General features: G+C 35.5%; 15 protein-coding genes. 11 read left to right on the top strand and 4 right to left on the bottom strand.

Features of this window, described 5'->3' with window-relative positions; genetic code table 11:
- The first annotated feature begins 2 nt into the window (after positions 1–2).
- The 8 genes from BM383_RS10215 (at position 3) to BM383_RS10180 (ending at position 12,338) form a co-directional block, all read left to right on the top strand.
- A complete protein-coding gene (locus BM383_RS10215; protein ID WP_143106398.1) occupies positions 3–752 on the top strand; it encodes a hypothetical protein in 750 nt (249 codons plus the stop codon).
- A 50-nt stretch (positions 753–802) separates the two neighbouring features.
- Positions 803–1,531, top strand: a complete 729-nt coding sequence (locus BM383_RS10210) for a GDSL-type esterase/lipase family protein (protein ID WP_093025033.1) — start codon at positions 803–805, stop codon at positions 1,529–1,531.
- Between the two features lie 136 nt (positions 1,532–1,667).
- Positions 1,668–4,499 (top strand): excinuclease ABC subunit UvrA, encoded by a 2,832-nt coding sequence (uvrA, locus tag BM383_RS10205; RefSeq protein ID WP_093025032.1) that lies wholly within the window; start codon positions 1,668–1,670, stop codon positions 4,497–4,499.
- A gap of 1 nt (position 4,500) precedes the next feature.
- A complete protein-coding gene (locus BM383_RS10200; protein ID WP_093025031.1) occupies positions 4,501–5,196 on the top strand; it encodes an LOG family protein in 696 nt (231 codons plus the stop codon).
- A gap of 252 nt (positions 5,197–5,448) precedes the next feature.
- Entirely contained in the window at positions 5,449–8,220 is a 2,772-nt protein-coding gene (locus BM383_RS10195; RefSeq protein WP_245766567.1) for a gluzincin family metallopeptidase, read from the top strand.
- A gap of 181 nt (positions 8,221–8,401) precedes the next feature.
- Positions 8,402–10,813 (top strand): alpha-ketoacid dehydrogenase subunit alpha/beta, encoded by a 2,412-nt coding sequence (locus BM383_RS10190; protein WP_093025030.1) that lies wholly within the window; start codon positions 8,402–8,404, stop codon positions 10,811–10,813.
- A gap of 77 nt (positions 10,814–10,890) precedes the next feature.
- Positions 10,891–11,928, top strand: a complete 1,038-nt coding sequence (locus tag BM383_RS10185) for a GMP reductase (protein ID WP_093025029.1) — start codon at positions 10,891–10,893, stop codon at positions 11,926–11,928.
- Between the two features lie 35 nt (positions 11,929–11,963).
- Positions 11,964–12,338 (top strand): DoxX family protein, encoded by a 375-nt coding sequence (locus BM383_RS10180; protein ID WP_093025028.1) that lies wholly within the window; start codon positions 11,964–11,966, stop codon positions 12,336–12,338.
- Here BM383_RS10180 and BM383_RS10175 read toward each other — a convergent pair whose 3' ends face one another.
- Entirely contained in the window at positions 12,339–12,533 is a 195-nt protein-coding gene (locus BM383_RS10175) for a hypothetical protein (protein ID WP_093025027.1), read from the bottom strand.
- An 81-nt stretch (positions 12,534–12,614) separates the two neighbouring features.
- Positions 12,615–13,616: a DNA polymerase III subunit delta gene (gene holA, locus BM383_RS10170; RefSeq protein WP_093025026.1), complete on the bottom strand. Its 1,002-nt coding sequence runs from the start codon at positions 13,614–13,616 to the stop codon at positions 12,615–12,617.
- A 55-nt stretch (positions 13,617–13,671) separates the two neighbouring features.
- On the opposite strand from holA, the gene BM383_RS10165 reads away from it, so the two are divergent.
- The 3 genes from BM383_RS10165 (at position 13,672) to BM383_RS10155 (ending at position 16,060) form a co-directional block, all read left to right on the top strand.
- Positions 13,672–14,118, top strand: a complete 447-nt coding sequence (locus BM383_RS10165; protein WP_093025025.1) for a type I restriction enzyme HsdR N-terminal domain-containing protein — start codon at positions 13,672–13,674, stop codon at positions 14,116–14,118.
- 1 nt (position 14,119) lies between these two features.
- On the top strand, positions 14,120–15,121 hold the full coding sequence (locus BM383_RS10160; RefSeq protein ID WP_093025024.1) for a glycosyltransferase family 2 protein: 1,002 nt from the start codon (positions 14,120–14,122) through the stop codon (positions 15,119–15,121).
- A 78-nt stretch (positions 15,122–15,199) separates the two neighbouring features.
- Complete coding sequence (locus BM383_RS10155) at positions 15,200–16,060, top strand: OmpA/MotB family protein (protein ID WP_093025023.1); 861 nt, start codon at positions 15,200–15,202, stop codon at positions 16,058–16,060.
- 110 nt (positions 16,061–16,170) lie between these two features.
- Here BM383_RS10155 and BM383_RS10150 read toward each other — a convergent pair whose 3' ends face one another.
- Together BM383_RS10150 and BM383_RS10145 are read right to left on the bottom strand one after the other, a co-directional pair.
- Positions 16,171–16,788, bottom strand: a complete 618-nt coding sequence (locus BM383_RS10150) for an L-threonylcarbamoyladenylate synthase (RefSeq protein ID WP_093025022.1) — start codon at positions 16,786–16,788, stop codon at positions 16,171–16,173.
- 2 nt (positions 16,789–16,790) lie between these two features.
- Positions 16,791–19,121 carry an ATP-dependent helicase gene (locus BM383_RS10145; protein ID WP_093025068.1) on the bottom strand — a complete coding sequence of 777 codons (2,331 nt, stop codon included), beginning with the start codon at positions 19,119–19,121 and terminating at the stop codon, positions 16,791–16,793.
- Positions 19,122–19,157: the final 36 nt, after the last annotated feature.

The following is a 19,157-nucleotide window of genomic DNA, read 5'->3' as shown; positions in this document are numbered from 1 at the left end:
TTATGCAATTTATTACCATGAAAATAAAAAAGCTGTATCGCTATTATTTTATATGTGTTATGGGAATATGTATCAGCTGTAATACAAATAAAACACTTGATAAACAACCGGAAAACATTCAAGAGGACATTAATCTAAATCTAGAAAGTAAAACAGCTAATGCTACCTATCCCAAAACAATTGCCGAGATGTTGATTGTTAACGATACTACTATTGAAAATCATAGCAAGCTAAAGGTTTATCAGGTATTTGATAGTCAATCACAGTCTCGACGACTATCAGAACAATTAATGGGTGCTTTGTTTAGGAGTTATATACCCTTATGTATAGATAATGGTTATACAGCATTACTGAGTGGTTATAGGTTAGATTTTCATCCACACAAAGTGGTTTTGGACACGTATGATGATTTGAGTTGTAAGAATAAAATAGAAGGGATTTCATTTACCACTAACAGTGAATATACTGAATTAGAAAATGGAGAGTATGATGTAAAATATATACTAGAAAAGAGAACATTTCCTTCACGCTTTGGTACTATTGAAATAGAACAACAAATGATGCAATGTGATGATACAGGCAAAAACCCGTTAACACTGTATGTAGAAGGTGGAAACTATATCAAGTTTCATAAGATAGGTAATATTTCTTTTTTTGAAGAAGACTTTGACAAAGACGGCAAAAAGGAGTTACTCATTTTCAATTATTTTAGTTGTAAAGGCATTTTGAAGGTCTATAAAATTGATAATTGATTTTTAAGTATTTCAGGAAGCTTGTACATTTATAGCTTAAAAATTACTTCATGAATCGTATTTTCCTCCACATAACGCTATTCCTGGTTTTAGTAGCTACTTCCAACATGCAGGCACAAGAAAGTTTGTATCCCAAAACGGTTTCCAACTATCATAACGATTGGACGAAAGGCCATTACAAAGAACGTATTGCTACGTTTCAAGAAGCGCCACTTACGCATGGCGGCATCGTATTTATTGGCAATAGTATTACCGAGCAAGGGAAAGATTGGAACGAGAAATTTGATACCACCCAAATTTACAATCGTGGTATTGCAGGCGATGTGACAGATGGTGTATTGTTGCGTTTAGATGAAGTTATTCACTCCCAACCTTCCAAAATATTTATATTGATTGGGATCAACGATCTTTTCAGTGTACACCACAAAGAAGACACACGTGATTTGCATTACGAACAGTTTGTTCCGTCAGCTAATTATGTCGCCAAGAATATTCTAGCCGTTGTCAACCAACTCCACACGGCTTTACCTGAAACCAAAATTTATGTACGCACCGTTTTACCTACGCGAGAAACGTTTCTGAAAAAAGATATTCTAAAAGTGAATCGATTCCTGAAAAAGCATGCAAAAGATGGTAGCTATACCTTAATAGACCTCTATAGTGAATTTGTAGATGATAATGGATTGATGACAGCATCCCTTACCAGAGACGGAGTACATTTAACACCGGAAGGCTATGCGAAATGGGTAGCATTTGAGACTCCTTATATTTCCGAATAGTTAGCAGTAATTGCTCCAAAGGAAACAGATTTAACAAATAACTAACAAAGCTTCACCTCAATTAACATCACTTCTATAAACAGTGTTTACTGCTATTGCCGTTAAAATTTGTATTTTTGCGGTTTGTGAATTGCTTATGAAAAAATTTGACGAATACATAGAAGTTCAGGGCGCCAGAGCTCACAATTTAAAAAACATAGATGTTTCCATTCCACGCGAAAAACTTGTAGTGATTACAGGACTTTCCGGTAGTGGAAAATCTTCTTTAGCGTTTGATACTATTTATGCCGAAGGGCAACGTAGATATATAGAAACTTTTTCTGCCTATGCACGCCAGTTCTTAGGCGGCTTGGAACGTCCGGATGTGGACAAGATTGACGGATTGTCTCCGGTGATTGCTATTGAGCAGAAAACCACTTCTAAATCACCCCGTTCTACCGTAGGAACCATTACCGAAATTTATGATTTCCTGCGTTTGCTCTATGCGCGTGCCAGTGATGCCTACAGTTATGAAACAGGCGAACGCATGGTAAGCTATTCTGATGAGCAGATCAAAGAATTGATTATTCAGGATTTTAAAGGGGAACGCATCAATATATTGGCTCCTGTGATTCGTTCTAGAAAAGGACATTACCGTGAGTTGTTTGAGCAAATCTCCAAACAAGGGTTTTTAAAGGTTCGTGTAGATGGCGAGATCTTAGATCTGGAACGCGGTATGAAGGTAGACCGTTACAAAACTCACGATATAGAAATTGTAATTGATCGTTTACAAGTGGGTGAAGGTGACGACTTGGAAAAACGATTGATGGAAAGTATCAACACCGCCATGTATCATGGTGAAGATGTGATGATGGTACTGGGACATGGAAAAGAAGAAGCTCGTTTTTTCAGTAGAAGTTTGATGTGTCCTACTTCGGGAGTTTCTTATCCGAACCCTGAGCCCAATACGTTTTCGTTCAACTCTCCCAAAGGAATGTGTCCGCACTGTAAAGGATTGGGGACCGTTCATGAAGTGAATTTGAATAAAATCATACCAAACGATAAAATTTCCATTCGTAACGGAGGGATTGCTCCTATTGGAGAATACAAGAAAAACTGGATGTTCAAGCAGCTAGAACTCATTGCTGAACGTTTCAATTTTAAGTTGTCAGATGCCGTAAAAGACGTTCCCAAAGAAGCGATGGAAATGATTCTCCACGGTGGAAATGAGAAGTTTGATGTGGTTTCAAAAGCAATGGGAATTACCCGTAGTTTTAAAATAGAGTTTGAAGGTGTTATCAACTTTATTACCAATCAGTACGAAGAAGGCGGTACAGCTTCTATCAAGCGCTGGGCCAAAGACTTTATGGATAAAAATGATTGTCCGGAATGTAACGGTACACGTTTGCGTAAAGAATCATTATACTTCAAAGTAAACGGAAAGAACATAGCCGAATTAGCCCATATGGATGTGACCGAATTGGCTCATTGGTTTGAAGTACTTCCAAAGGAATTATCCACAAAGCAGTTTAAGATTGCAGAAGAAATATTGAAAGAGATCAAAGCGCGTATTAGCTTTTTGCTAGACGTAGGCTTAGATTATCTTTCACTCAATAGAAGTTCTAAATCACTTTCTGGTGGTGAAGCACAACGAATTCGTTTGGCTACCCAAATTGGTTCACAGTTGGTAGGAGTACTTTATATTCTAGATGAACCTAGTATTGGTCTACACCAGCGAGATAACGAACGTTTGATCAATTCACTGGCATCTTTACGTGATATAGGAAATTCAGTATTGGTTGTGGAACATGACAAAGACATGATTCTGGAAGCCGATTATGTGATTGATATTGGACCAAAAGCCGGAAAACACGGTGGTGAAATTATTTCTCAAGGAACTCCCGATGAAATTATGAAACACCGTACGTTAACGGCAGATTATCTAAGTGGGGAACGTGAAATAACCGTTCCGAAAGAACGCAGAAAAGGAAACGGACATGAACTCACGCTAACAGGTTGTACCGGAAATAACCTGAAAAACGTAAGCGTAACGTTTCCATTAGGAAAAATGATTGGAGTGACGGGAGTTTCCGGTAGTGGAAAATCTACCTTGATCAACGAGACGCTCTACCCTATTTTGAACGCACATTTCTTTAATGGCGTGAAAAAACCAAAGCCATATAAGAAAATCAAAGGTTTAGAACATATTGATAAAGTGATTGACATCAATCAATCTCCAATTGGTAGAACACCGCGTTCCAATCCTGCTACCTATACCGGAGTGTTTGGAGAAATTCGTTCGTTATTTGCCAAAACTCCCGAAGCCATGATTCGTGGTTACAAACCAGGGCGTTTTAGTTTCAATGTAGCCGGTGGTCGTTGTGAAACCTGTAAAGGTGGTGGTTTGCGCGTTATTGAAATGAATTTTTTACCAGACGTTTATGTAGAGTGTGAAACGTGTCAAGGAAAACGCTTCAACAGAGAAACGCTGGAAATTAGATACAAAGGAAAGTCCATTTCTGATGTGTTGGAAATGACCATCAATGAAGCGGTAGAATTCTTTGAAAATATTCCGAAGATCTATCAAAAAGTAAAAACCATTAAAGATGTAGGGTTGGGCTATATTACCCTTGGGCAACAATCTACTACGCTATCTGGTGGTGAAGCGCAGCGTATCAAACTGGCAACAGAATTGAGTAAGCGAGATACTGGGAATACCTTCTATATTTTAGATGAACCTACTACAGGATTGCATTTTGAAGACATTCGTATATTAATGGATGTATTAAATTCCTTGGTAGAAAAAGGAAATACCGTGCTCATTATAGAGCACAACTTAGACGTAATTAAAATGGTAGACTATATTATTGATGTAGGTTATGAAGGAGGAAAAGGCGGTGGACAGATCATTGCCAAAGGAACTCCTGAAGAAGTAGCTGAACACAAGAAAAGTTATACCGCTAAATTTTTAAAGAAAGAATTAGAATAAAATGGCAAGAAAAAGTGAAAATCATTCTAAGAGCTGGAATGAAATAAAAACAAACGATTCTTGGGCGCTGTTCAAAATTATGAGTGAATTTGTGTCTGGTTTTGAAAAAATGGCTCAAATAGGTCCGTGTGTATCCATTTTTGGAAGCGCCCGTACCAAACCCGATAGTGAAGAATATTTAAAAACCCAGCGTATTGCAACCAAAATAGTAGAAAACGGCTATGGTGTAATTACTGGTGGTGGTCCAGGTATTATGGAAGCTGGAAACAAAGGAGCCCACTTAGCTGGGGGAACTTCTGTTGGATTAAATATTGAACTTCCTTTTGAACAACATTACAATCCATATATAGATAACGACAAAATGCTGGACTTTGATTATTTCTTTGTTCGTAAAGTGATGTTTGTTAAGTATTCTCAAGGGTTTGTGGTTATGCCGGGTGGTTTTGGAACTATGGACGAATTGTTTGAAGCAATAACGCTTATACAAACCGGAAAAATAGATAAGTTTCCTATTATCTTAGTAGGAACCGATTTTTGGAGCGGATTGTTTGACTGGATTAAAACAACGCTTTTTGAACAGCATCAAAACATTAGTGAAAAAGATTTAGATCTTATTCATATTGTAGATAACGAAGATGAAGTCATCGAAATACTAAATGATTTCTACAATGAATACAATTTAAGTCCTAACTTCTAAGATATTGAAAAAGACAGCGTAAAGCTGTCTTTTTTAGTTCTATACCCTTTCTTCAGAAAAAAAAGCAATAATTTAAATAGCTAACATGCAAATACGTTACAAAAAATAGTATCTTTCCAAACGGCTATGGAAAGCGTTTGTGAATGCAAGCGGAAAATCACTTTGGAACAAAGTGATCAATGTTGAACTAAAGAAGGAAAACTGAGTTTGTTAATCAAAAGATTTTATATTCAGGTAATTTTTTTGTGTTGTTTGCAATTTGCCCTTGGGCAAAACACGCAGACTATAACGGCTACGTTGCATGAAGATGCGATGGCAATCAACGTTCAACAAAACATTGTTTTTCATAACCAATCTACCGACACCCTTAATCAACTTTATCTTTACGATTGGAATAACGCCTATTCCAATAAAAATACAGCCTTAGCCAAGCGATTTGCGGAAGAGTTTAACCGTAGTTTGCATTTGGCCAGAGAGGAAGACCGCGGTAATACCAAAATTATAAGTATTATTGACGAGACGTTTAAATCACTCGAATGGAAACGTCTGGCAGTTGATGACATCATCAAAGTACAATTGAAGTCTCCTCTGTATCCAGGAGAAACCTATGTGCTTAATGCCATGTACACAGTGAAATTGCCTTCTGAGCAGTTTACAGGTTATGGGTATGACGAAGACGGACGCATTATATTGGAAAATTGGTATTTGGCTCCGGTTCCTTTTGAAAATGGCGAATGGGCATTATATAGCAATATGAATTTGAATGATATGTTTCTTAGGAATACAAATTATCAAATCAATTTCAACTATCCGGAAAGCTATAAATTAACAACCAATGCCTCTAAAATTGAGTATTCCAATACAAACGGATTCACTTCGGCTCAAATTCAATACAGAGATCGTAAAAAGGTTCGATTGTATTTTGAGAAAATAAAAACTTTTCAAACTGTACAAACCGATCATTTTACATTTATCACCAATATAGTTCCTAAGAATTTATCCGAGGTTTCCATTTATTTGTCTATTGATAAGGTGAGTGAGTTTCTACACGATCATATCAAAAACTCAGAAAATATACAGGTGATGATTTCGGAAGAAGATTACCGCAAAAATCCTATTTATGGTTTAAATCAGCTTCCCTCCTTTCTTAGACCGTTTCAAGATGATTTTTTGTATGAATTAAAAATATTAAAAACAACACTTAACAATTACCTCTTAGAAGCTGTTGATGCAGATCCTAGAAAGGATAAATGGGTTTTTGATGCTATAGAAACCTATTTGATGATGCAATTTATTGAAGAGTATTATCCTGATATGAAAATGGCCGGCAACTTCTCCAAAATTTGGGGATTACGAAGCTTTCACTTTTCGGAAATGGATTTCAATGAGCAATACAACATGTATTACATGTTAATGGCTCGTAAAAACATAGACCAGCCACTGAGTATGCAGCGAGATTCTTTGTTGAAGTTTAATAACAATATTGCCAATAAATATAAGGCCGGTATAGGTTTACAGTACCTTAATAAGTATACTGAAGAACCCATTGCAGATGAAATAATCCCTGAGTTTTTAGCGAAACAGGATGCAGATAAAGCTGCATTTGAAGAGTTAATCATTAAAAAATCAGATAAAAATGTGGATTGGTTTTTTGATGAATATGTGGGTACACGTCATAAAATAGACTTTAAACTGAAAGATGTAGATGCTACAGAAGATTCCATCTATTTTACAATTAAAAATATTAGAAATACCAATGTTCCCATCTCTTTATTCACATTGAAAAATGATAGTATTCAAAAAACATATTGGTTTACAGATATTGAAGATGAGAAGCAGTTTGTAATTCCCAATGAAGGTGAAGACCGTTTGGTTTTGAACTATGACAAAGTGATTCCGGAATTTAATATGCGTAACAATTGGAAATCCTTGAGAGGATTTCTTCTTAATCATAAACCTTTACAATTCAGACTTTTTCAAGATGCTGAAGATCCGCATTATAACCAAATCTTCTTTATGCCTGAATTTGGATATAACTATTATGATGGAATTATACTCGGGGCCAAATTGTACAATAAAACCCTGCTGAACAAACCATTTCAGTATAGTATACGTCCACAATATGCCACCAAATCTAATACTTTGGTAGGTGGAGCTTCTTTTAAATACAGACAGTTTCGTGAAGACTCTAAGCTGTTTTTAATTAATTACGGTATTGGAGGATCGTATTATCATTATGCACCGGGATTAGCATATAAATCTTTAACACCTTCCATTAGTTTTACATTTCGTCCGGATGATTTTAGAAGTAATGAACGCCAGATTCTAAATCTTCGGGCTGTAAATATTCATCGTGAAAAAGATACCATAGTACAATTAGAAGATCCTAGTTATACGGTATTTAATGCACGTTATTTAACCTATAATAACGATATTCTTAATTATCGTTCCTTTTTTCTAGATGCTCAAGCGGCTTCTAATTTCTCTAAATTATCATTCAATTATGAATACCGAAAATTATTTGACAACAACAGACAGTTAAACTTTCGATTTTTTGGAGGAAAGTTTATTCATAATAATACAAATACAAACTATTTTGATTTTGCGTTAGATCGTCCTACTGATTATTTGTTTGATTATAATTATTTAGGAAGATCAGAATCCTCTGGTTTGTATAGTCAACAATTGATAATTGCTGAAGGTGGTTTTAAATCTAAATTACCGGCTCAATATCAATATAGCAATGATTGGATTTTAACCTCCAACTTTAGCACCAGTATTTACCGCTGGATTGAAGCCTATGGTGATTTGGGGTTAATCAAAAACAAAGGCATTCCAACCAAGTTTGTATATGATTCCGGTATAAGACTAAATTTGGTAACCGATTATTTTGAACTCTATCTTCCTGTGTATTCGAATAATGGATGGGAAATAGCACAACCTGAATACGCTTCTCGTATTAGATTTATCATTACCCTCTCACCAAGAGCGCTTACAGGATTGTTTACACGTAAATGGTTTTAAATCATTTTCTTAGTTATTCTTGAAAACTTTTTAACCAGATGCAAGTTTTTGAAGATAAAATGAATAATTCTCAAAATTATTTTACGATAAATACATATTTGTTAATTATCTAACAAATTGAGAATTGCATTTCTTGTTGAAATTTGATAACTTTGCCTATCTAAAAAAACCAAAATTGACTATGGAGCACAACATGGAAACTTCTCACGAAATTTCATTCGATGATTTTAAAAAAGAAGTTCTTAATGACTATAGAATAGCCGTTACCAGTCGTGAATGTAGCCTACTAGGGCGTCGCGAAGTGCTTACAGGTAAGGCTAAATTCGGAATTTTTGGCGACGGTAAAGAAGTGCCACAACTTGCTATGGCCAAAGCTTTTAGAAATGGAGATTTCCGAAGTGGTTACTACAGAGATCAAACCTTTATGATGGCCATTGGTGGTTTAAAAACCGAAATGTTTTTTGCAGGATTGTACGCTCATATTGATATAGAAGCAGATCCTATGAGTGCAGGAAGACAAATGGGCGGTCACTTTGCTACACATAGTTTTGACGACCAAGACAATTGGGTGAATCTCACACAACAAAAAAATACAAGTTCAGACATCTCTCCTACTGCTGCACAAATGCCGCGTTTAGTAGGTTTGGCACAAGCTTCTAAAGTATATAGAAACGTAACAGGGATTGATGCTGAAAAATTCTCAAATAACGGTAATGAAGTTGCCTGGGGAACTATAGGTAATGCTTCTACTTCTGAAGGCGTTTTCTTTGAAGCCATAAATGCTGCCGGAGTAATGCAGATTCCTATGGTTATGTGTGTGTGGGATGACGAATATGGAATTTCAGTTCCTGCTAAATATCAAACTACAAAAGAAAATATTTCTGAAATATTAAAAGGTTTTCAACGTACAGAGTCCGAAGCTGGATTTGAAATTTTAACCGTTAATGGCTGGGATTATCCAGCATTGGTAGAAGTTTTTGAAAAAGCTTCTGTTTTAGCTAGAGAAGAACACGTTCCTGTATTGATTCATGTAAAAGAATTAACACAACCACAAGGACACTCTACTTCTGGTTCTCATGAGCGCTACAAAACCAAAGAACGTTTACAATGGGAACGTGAATACGATTGTAACGTGAAAATGCGTGAGTGGATGCTAGAATACGGTATTGCTACCGATGAAGAATTGACAGAATTAGAAAAACAACTAAAACGTGAAGTTCGTGAAGGTAAAAAGCGCGCTTGGTCTCGTTTCATAACTCCAATTAAAGAAGAGAAAAAATCATTAGTAACAATTTTAGATACCGTTGCAGCTAATAGCACTAACAAAGTATTCATTAATAAGGTAAAGAATGATTTAATTGCCATTGATGAACCTTCTAGAAAAGAAGTGTTTAGTGCGGCAAGAAAAGTATTGCGATATATTGTTAAAGAGCAAAACGTAGCCGGAAATCAATTAAAAGATTGGATCAAAAATTATTCAGCTGAAATTCAGCCAAAATACAGCTCATTATTATATAGTGAAAGCCAATATTCTCCACTTCATGTAAAAGAGGTAAAACCTGAATTTTCTGAGGAAAGTGAATTGGTAGATGCAAGAATCATAATTAGAGACAATTTTGATCAATTGTTTGAAAAGTATCCTGAAGTATTGATTTTTGGAGAAGACAGTGGTAATATCGGAGATGTAAATCAAGGATTAGAAGGCCTTCAGAAGAAATATGGTGAATTTAGAGTTTCGGATACAGGAATTCGCGAAGCCACTATTTTAGGTCAAGGAATTGGTATGGCAATGCGTGGATTGCGTCCTATTGCTGAAATTCAGTATCTGGATTATTTAATGTATGCGTTGCAAATCATTAGTGATGATTTAGCTACCTTGAGTTACAGAACGCTAGGTAAACAAAAAGCTCCTATGATTGTTCGTACACGTGGCCACCGATTAGAAGGTATTTGGCATGCAGGATCACAAATGGGTGGAATTATTCATCTAACGCGTGGAATGTATACATTGGTTCCTAGAAATATGACCAAAGCTGCTGGTTTTTACAATACTTTGATGGAAGGTGATCAACCTGCATTAATTGTAGAATGTCTTAACGGCTATCGATTGAAAGAAAAAATGCCAGATAATCTTTCTGAAATCAGAACTCCAATTGGTGAAATTGAAGTGGTGAAAGAAGGGAAAGATATCACCATTGTTTCTTATGGTTCCACCCTTCGTGTGGTTGAGCAAACTGCACAAGATCTTCTTGAAGTGGATATTGATGTAGAAATTATTGACTGTCAATCATTAGTTCCTTTTGATTTGAATCATGATACGGTAAAAAGTGTTATGAAAACTAATAGATTGTTAGTGGTTGATGAGGACGTTCCTGGAGGTGCTTCAGCCTATATTTTACAAGAAATTTTAGAGAAGCAACAGGCGTATCAATATCTTGATAGTGCTCCACAAACCTTAACAGCTCAAGAGCACCGTCCTGCTTATGGTACAGATGGGGATTATTTTTCAAAACCAAATCCAGAAGATATTTTTGAAAAAGTTTATGCTATTATGCATGAAAGTAATCCTGGAAAGTATCCAAAACTTTTGTAAATTAGTACATAGAAAAAACATAGTGAAAAGAATCTCGTGCATAACGAGATTTTTTTTGCCCTAAAAATATTGAAACCATGCGTATAGAAAATGAATTGAAATTAGGTTTTAAAGATGTAATGATCAGACCGAAAAGATCAACTTTAAAATCTCGTAGTCAAGTTTCTTTGGTAAGAGATTATAAGTTTATGCATAGTCCTCAAAAATGGAGTGGTGTTCCTATAATAGCTGCCAATATGGATACTGTAGGTACTTTTGAAATGGCTCAGGCACTTTCTCAAGAGCAATTAATCACTGCCATGCACAAGCATTACTCGCTAGAAGAATGGGTTAGTTTTATGCAAACCATCAAAGAAGAACAATATCCGTATATAGCAGTAAGTACAGGAACTGGTGAACAAGATGCTGATAAATTGCAGCAGATTTTACAGTTATTTCCATCCCTTTCTTTCATTTGTATCGATGTAGCAAATGGATATTCAGAACACTTTACAGATTTTCTGAAACGTACTCGAGACCTTTATCCAGATAAAACCATCATGGCAGGTAATGTTGTAACAGGAGAAATGGTGGAAGAACTACTACTTTCGGGAGCAGATATTGTTAAAGTAGGAATTGGTCCGGGAAGTGTTTGTACAACTAGAGTAAAAACCGGAGTTGGATATCCACAACTTTCAGCTATCATTGAATGTGCCGATGCTGCTCACGGATTAGGTGGGCATATTATTTCTGATGGAGGTTGTAAAATTCCTGGGGACGTAGCCAAAGCTTTTGGTGGAGGAGCCGATTTTGTAATGCTTGGCGGTATGCTTGCCGGCCATACCGAAAGTGGCGGTGAAATTGTAGAAATAGATGGTGAAAAATTTAAGCAATTTTATGGAATGAGTTCTGAAACAGCTATGAAGAAGCATTCAGGTGGCGTGGCCGAATACAGAGCTAGCGAAGGAAAAACTGTTCAAATTCCTTATCGTGGGGATGTAGCCCATACGTTGCAAGATATTTTGGGAGGTATACGTTCTACCTGCACCTATGTGGGTGCTGCTCGCTTAAAAGAGTTAACAAAGAGAACTACTTTTATTCGGGTACAAGAACAACACAACGAGGTTTTTTCGTAATTAAATTGTACATTTAAAAAACCAAACACTATTTTATGAAAAGTTTATTAGACGTAGGACTCTTATTTTTCCGTGTAGCCATATCAGTTTTAATGATGGTTCACGGTTTCGGAAAATTACAAATGCTATTAGGTGGCAAAGGTGCCGATTTCATGCCCGTTTTCGGATTACCGGCAACATTATCTTTAATTCTGGCAATTATCGGAGAATTTGTAGCTCCCATTTTAATTATCATAGGTTTCAAAACACGCCTAGCAGCTATTCCAGCTGCCATAACCATGGCCGTAGCGGTTTTTATAGCTCATGGCGGACAACCTTTAGCTGAGAAAGAATTAGCTGTAGTATACCTAGTGGCTTTTGTAGCTTTAGCATTCACAGGAGCCGGAAAATTGAGTGTAGATAAAAAGTAATTATTGAAACATTCGTTTTAACCTTTTAAAGCCCACAATACTCATGATAATGAGACCAATGGCTAATGCTAGGAGAACAATTGCAATAACTCCAGAAATAACACTGGTTACAAAAAGTACAATAATAGTAATTGCTAAAATGGCTAAGATACCTCTCAAGGTATAATCTGTAGCGGCAAGTTTTTTATCATTCATAACAAAATCTTTTTCAATTATAATAGTAAAGTTACTTTGACTTCACTTTAATTGAAGAAGATTTTTGTATTTATAACAGTGTTATAACATCACTTTAACTAAGAGCTCTTTTAAAAGGTCTGCCATATCGGCATTGCTCCCTACTCCTTTCGTCTGCACATCAATTTCTCTTAAAGTAGCCACAGCATAACTCACCTTTTTCATGGGGTAATTTCTTGCTGCAACTTGGTATTCTTTCACAAAATATGGATTGATTTTTAACGCAGACGCCACACTCTTTGGATTGTGATCATTGAGACCATGGTATTTAAGCAATTGAGTAAAGAATAGAAACAACATGGAAACCGTCACTATAATCGGGTTGTCTTTTGGATTTTGAGCAAAGTGATGAATAATTTTTGTGGCTTTTACCACATCTCTGTCTCCTATTGCTTTTCGTAATTCAAAATTATTGAAATCCTTACTGATACCTATATTTTCTTCAATGATCTCTGGTGTAACCTGACTTTCTTTAGGAAGAATCAATTGTAATTTTTCAAGCTCTTTAGAAATTCTACCTAAATCATTTCCTAAGAATTCTACCAGCATTTGAGAAGCTTTTGGCGTAATGCTATATTTTTGTCCGGCTAAAACCTTTCGAATCCAATCAGCAACTTTGTCTTCATACATTTTCTTGCTTTCGAAAATAATACCCGTCTTCTTTGCTGCTTTATAAAGCTTTTTTCGCTTGTCTAGGGTTTTATATTTATAACAAATAACCAACACAGTACTTTCCAAAGGATTTTCTGCATAAGCAGCCAAATTATCTATAGTTCTCGAAAGCTCTTGAGCCTCCTTCACTATGACTACTTGCCTATCGGCCATCATAGGATAGCGTTTTGCATTGCTTACAATATCATCAACACTCACATCTCTCCCATACAGCACCATTTGATTAAATCCGCGTTCTGCTTCATCCAACACATTATTAGCAATAAAATCTGAAATCTTATCAATATAATAAGGTTCATCTCCCATTAAAATATAAATAGGTGAAAGTTGTTTTTTTTGAATATTAGCAACCAGCTCTTTAACTTCGTCCATAAAACTTCGGAATACTTTATTTGCTTTTTGAGAGACAATATAAGTACTTTGCCGTATGCAAGCACTTAATTTTCCCCAGTATGAGTTTCGCTTCAAAAGTAGCGAAAATAGCATATACATCTTTGACGAAATACGTAAAAAATTTGTGGTCTTGCAACCAGAAGAATGGGTTCGACAACATGTTGTGAAATATTTAATGGTAGAGAAAAACTATCCAAAATCGTTAATCAATGTAGAAAAAGAACTCAAAATTAATGGATTGAAAAAACGTTATGATGTGGTGGTATTTAATTCTGACGGAACCATTGCCATCATGGTTGAATGCAAAGCTCCCGAGATTCCTATTCAACAAAAAACATTTGATCAAATAGCGAGATACAATTTGGCATTGAAAGCCACCTATTTAATGGTGACCAATGGGAAATCTCATTATTATTGCATGATGGATTATGAAAAAGAAGCGTATCAATTTTTAAGAGGTTTACCAAATTATAAAGAATAGCGTGAATATAGCAGTTGTCATATTAAATTGGAATGGAAAAAAGTGGTTAGAAAAATTTCTACCCACAGTTATTAAATATTCCCCAGAAGCTAATATTTACGTAGCTGATAATGCTTCTACAGATGATTCTGTAAGTTACGTACAGAATACATTTCCACAAGTCAAGGTGATTCAAAATACTTTAAATGGCGGTTATGCGCAAGGTTATAATCAAGCACTGAAAGCTATTGAAGAACCCTATCTATGCTTGTTAAATTCTGATGTAGAAGTTACCGAAAATTGGTTGGTTCCCATTTTAGCATTATTTGAACAAAATACAGAAATAGCTGCCATTCAACCTAAAATTTTAGATTACAAGAATAAAGCTTGTTTTGAATATGCAGGAGCTGCCGGAGGATTCATTGATAAATTTGGATATCCATTTTGTAGAGGACGAATTTTTGATACAGTAGAAAAAGACGAAGGACAGTACGATGATGTTTCTGAAATTTTCTGGGCCTCGGGAGCGTGTTTTTTCATAAGAAATTCAGAATTCAAAAAACACAAAGGATTTGATGAACGTTTTTTTGCTCATATGGAGGAAATAGACCTCTGTTGGCGAATTAAAAATTCTGGTAAAAAAGTCTATTATAATTATAAATCGGTGGTTTATCATGTTGGTGGCGGAACGCTGAATAGTAGTCGACCTCAAAAAACCTATCTAAATTTTAGAAATTCATTATTCACGCTACTGAAAAATCTTCCTGAAACTACGAGAAATTCTATTGTTTTTAAAAGAATGACTTTAGATGCTATAGCCATTATTAAGTATTTGATGACCTTTAAATTTGGGCATGCGTTGGCAATTTTCAATGCTCACATGGCTTACTATCAGAACAAGCAATCTTTCTTACAAAATGACATTAAAAATGATAAAAACCTGAACTACTATCTAGTAGAGTCAATCGTACGTCAATACTACGTTTCAAAGCGTAAGCAATTCAGAAATTTAATAAAAAATTAACTAAAATAGCTGTTAAACGTATTTGTTAAAATTAAAGATTTTTTACCTTTGGTGTGCTATTAATTAAATTTTATACTTATGAGAAAAATAGGTCTTGTAACCTCTCTTTTAGTTGTTTTGTTAATGTCTTCTTGTGGTACTAAGAAAATTGCCGAGTTAGAAGAAAAGAACAAAAAAACACAAGAAATGCTAGATTCAGCTACAGTGAAGCTGAACAGTTGTTTAGAAGAAAAAGCGTCTTTAACGTCTACAAACAGTGCGTTAAAAGATCAGAACGATATGTTAAGAGCAAACAATCAAGAGCTTATCAACAACATGGGGAATTTAACTACCCTAACTAAAAAAGGTGCTGATAACCTTGAAAAATCTCTTGAAAGTCTTCGTGAAAAAGATTTGACTATCAGAAAATTAAACGAAGCTATTACAAGAAGAGATTCTGTAAACTTGGCATTAGTTCAAAGTTTAAAAGGAGTTCTTGGAAATCTTGATGATGAAGACATTGAAATCTCTGTAGAGAAAGGTGTTGTTTTCGTTAGTATTTCTGATAAATTATTATTCTCTAGTGGTAGTACAAGAGTTACTGCAAAAGCTAAAGAAGTGTTAGGTAAAGTTGCTAAAGTTGTGAACAACAAACCAGATTTTGAATTTATGGTAGAGGGTCACACAGACACAGATCCTATCAGCACTGCTGCTGTAAAAGATAACTGGGATTTAAGTGTTTTAAGAGCGACTTCAATTGTTAGAATTTTACAAGATGATTATGGTGTAGATCCTAAGCGTATGACTGCAGCTGGACGTAGCCAATATATTCCTGTAGCTGATAATGATACAAGAGAAGGTAAAGCTAAAAACAGAAGAACAAGAATCGTTGTATTACCAAAAATCGATCAATTCTATGAAATGATTGAAGATGGAATGAAAGATGCAAACATCAACTAATTCTTGCTTCTAAAGCATAAAAGAAAAGCTCCGAATTTCGGAGCTTTTTTTATGTATATACATTATGGATTTTCAAAAAAATTGTATGTTCTCAACGAAGGAAAGAATAATTAAAAATCAATTGGGCCTTTTCCTTCTCTAATTACTTCAAATTCACCGTTAGACATATCTATAATTGTTGATGGATTATTATCTCCATATCCGCCATCAATTACTATATCTACTAGATTATCCCATTTTTCATAAATCAATTCAGGATCGGTAGTATATTCAATCACATCATCTTCATCATAAATAGAGGTTGAAACAATAGGATTTCCCAGATGCTTTACAATTTCGGTAGCAATCCTATTGTCAGGTACACGAATCCCAACTGTTTTCTTCTTTTTAAATTCTTTTGGTAAACTATTATTACCCGGAAGAATAAACGTATAAGGTCCTGGTAATGCTTTTTTCAACACCTTAAAAGTTGGTGTATCTATCTGTTTTACGTAATCTGATAAATTACTAAGGTCTGCACACACAAATGAAAAATTAGCCTTTTCCAATTTGATTCCTTTGATTCGTGCTATTTTTTGCAAAGCTTTGGTATTGGTAATATCGCAACCCAAACCATAAACCGTATCGGTTGGGTAGATGATAAGACCACCGTCTCTAAGAACATTTACTACTTTTTCAATTTCTCGGGGATTCGGATTTTCTTCATAAATTCTAATAAATTCTGCCATGATTATCCTATAATATCCAATTTAGCAAAGCGAAGTAGTAGCTTTTTGATTCCTCCATTCTGGAAACGTATTTCGGCTTTTCTATCGTTTCCTACTCCATCAATTCCAATCACTTCTCCTCTACCAAATCTGGAATGTTCTACTTTTGCTCCAACTTCTAAATCTTGAGTTGCAGCAGTGCTGTTTCCTTTTGGAGTCCCAATTTCGGGTTTCAGTTTTCTTAATTTACGTAATTTTTCAGGATTTGGTTGCTGATGAGTCGGTGGTTTTCCAGAAACAGGTTTGCTTTGTCTGAATTTACTTTTATCAACATCGCCAAAAATATCAGTATCCATCAAGGGTTTAAAACGATATCCTGATTTCATTGGAGGCGTTAAATGCTCTATGTATTTTTCATCGATTTCTTCAATAAATCTACTTGGCTCACCATCTACCAATTTTCCCCAACGATACCTGCTTTCTGCAAAAGTTAAATACGCTTGTTTTTCGGCTCTGGTCAAGGCTACATAGAATAAACGTCGCTCTTCTTCCAATTCACTACGAGTATTCATACTCATGGCAGAAGGGAATAAATCTTCTTCCATTCCTACAATGTACACATACGGAAATTCCAATCCTTTTGCCAAGTGAATCGTCATCATGGCAACTCTATCATCTTCGCCAGTATCTTTATCTAAATCGGTTGCCAAAGCCACATCTTCCATGAATTCAGATAATGAACCACGTGCATCGGCAACTTCTTTTTGTCCTTCCACAAAATCTTTCATACCATTCAGCAACTCCTCAATATTTTCCATACGAGCAATTCCTTCTGGTGTTCCGTCTTTTTTGAACAAATTTAAAATCCCTGATTTTTTGGCTACATGTTCTGCCAAAGTGAAGGCGTCAGCGCTTTCATTCATAACCTGAAAACTTTTGATCATGGTCATAAAATCATCCAACTTACGACGGGTTCCACCATTGATCTTTAAATCAATTCGATCTAAATTTTCAATTACTTCAAAAATAGAACGCTTGTAATGATTGGCCACTACTGTAAGTTTGTCAATCGTAGTTTGCCCAATTCCACGTGCCGGATAATTGATCACACGCACCAAAGCTTCCTCATCTTTTGGATTCAAAATCAAGCGTAAATACGACAATACATCTTTGATTTCTTTACGTTGATAGAACGAAAGTCCACCATAAATTCGGTACGGAATATCACGCTTTCGTAATGCATCTTCTATGGCTCTAGATTGAGAGTTGGTTCTATACAAAACTGCAAATTGACCATGATTTAGCTGATGTTGCATTTCGTTTTCAAAAATTGAACTAGCTACAAATCGGCCTTCTTCAGCATCGGTATGCGAACGGTGTACTTTGATCAATCCACCATCATCATTGGCTGTCCAAACAACTTTATCTAATCGAGTTTTATTCTTTTCAATAACCGTATTCGCAGCTTCTACAATGTTTCGGGTAGAACGGTAATTTTGCTCTAAACGATATACTTGCACATTATCATAATCCTTTTGGAAGTTCATAATGTTGTTGATATTCGCACCACGGAAAGCGTAGATACTTTGCGCATCGTCTCCTACCACACAAATGTTTTGAAACTTATCTGAAAGTGCCTTCACAATTAAATATTGCGAATGGTTGGTATCCTGATACTCATCTACCAAAATGTAGCGAAAACGGTTTTGGTATTTTTGAAGGACTTCAGGAAAACGATTCAACAATTCATTTGTTTTCAATAACAAATCATCAAAATCCATGGCTCCCGCCTTGAAACAACGATCACAGTATTCCTGATAAATTTCACCCATTCGTGGCTTTTTGGCCATAGCATCGGCTTCTATCAATTCAGGATTATTGAAATATGCACGAACGGTAATTAAACTGTTTTTAAATGAAGAAATTCTAGATTGAACTTGTTTGTACTTATAAACGTCCTTATCTAATCCTTTTTCTTTGATGATAGCGTTAATTAAACGCTGAGAATCTTGCGTATCATAAATAGTAAAATTACTAGGATAGCCCAATTTATCGGCTTCAAAACGAAGAATTTTAGCAAAAATGGAGTGAAATGTTCCCATCCAAAGATTTTTTGCTTCGCTATTCCCCACGATTTTTGCAATACGCTCTTTCATTTCTCGTGCTGCTTTGTTGGTAAAAGTCAAAGAAAGAATGTTAAAAGAATCTACACCTTTACTCATCAAATAAGCAATACGATATGTAAGTACACGCGTTTTTCCCGAGCCAGCTCCTGCAATTACCATTAATGGTCCGTCCACCTGCAATACAGGTGCTCTTTGCGCTTCGTTTAACTCGGCTAAGTATTTATCCATTTGTTCCATCGGTCGTCATTCAAATAAAACAGTAAA

The sequence above is a fragment of the Pustulibacterium marinum genome, from assembly GCF_900116665.1.
In the GTDB taxonomy this organism is placed as follows: domain Bacteria; phylum Bacteroidota; class Bacteroidia; order Flavobacteriales; family Flavobacteriaceae; genus Pustulibacterium; species Pustulibacterium marinum.
Note: the sequence above shows the minus strand (reverse complement) of the source record. Positions and strands in the feature narration are given on the sequence as shown.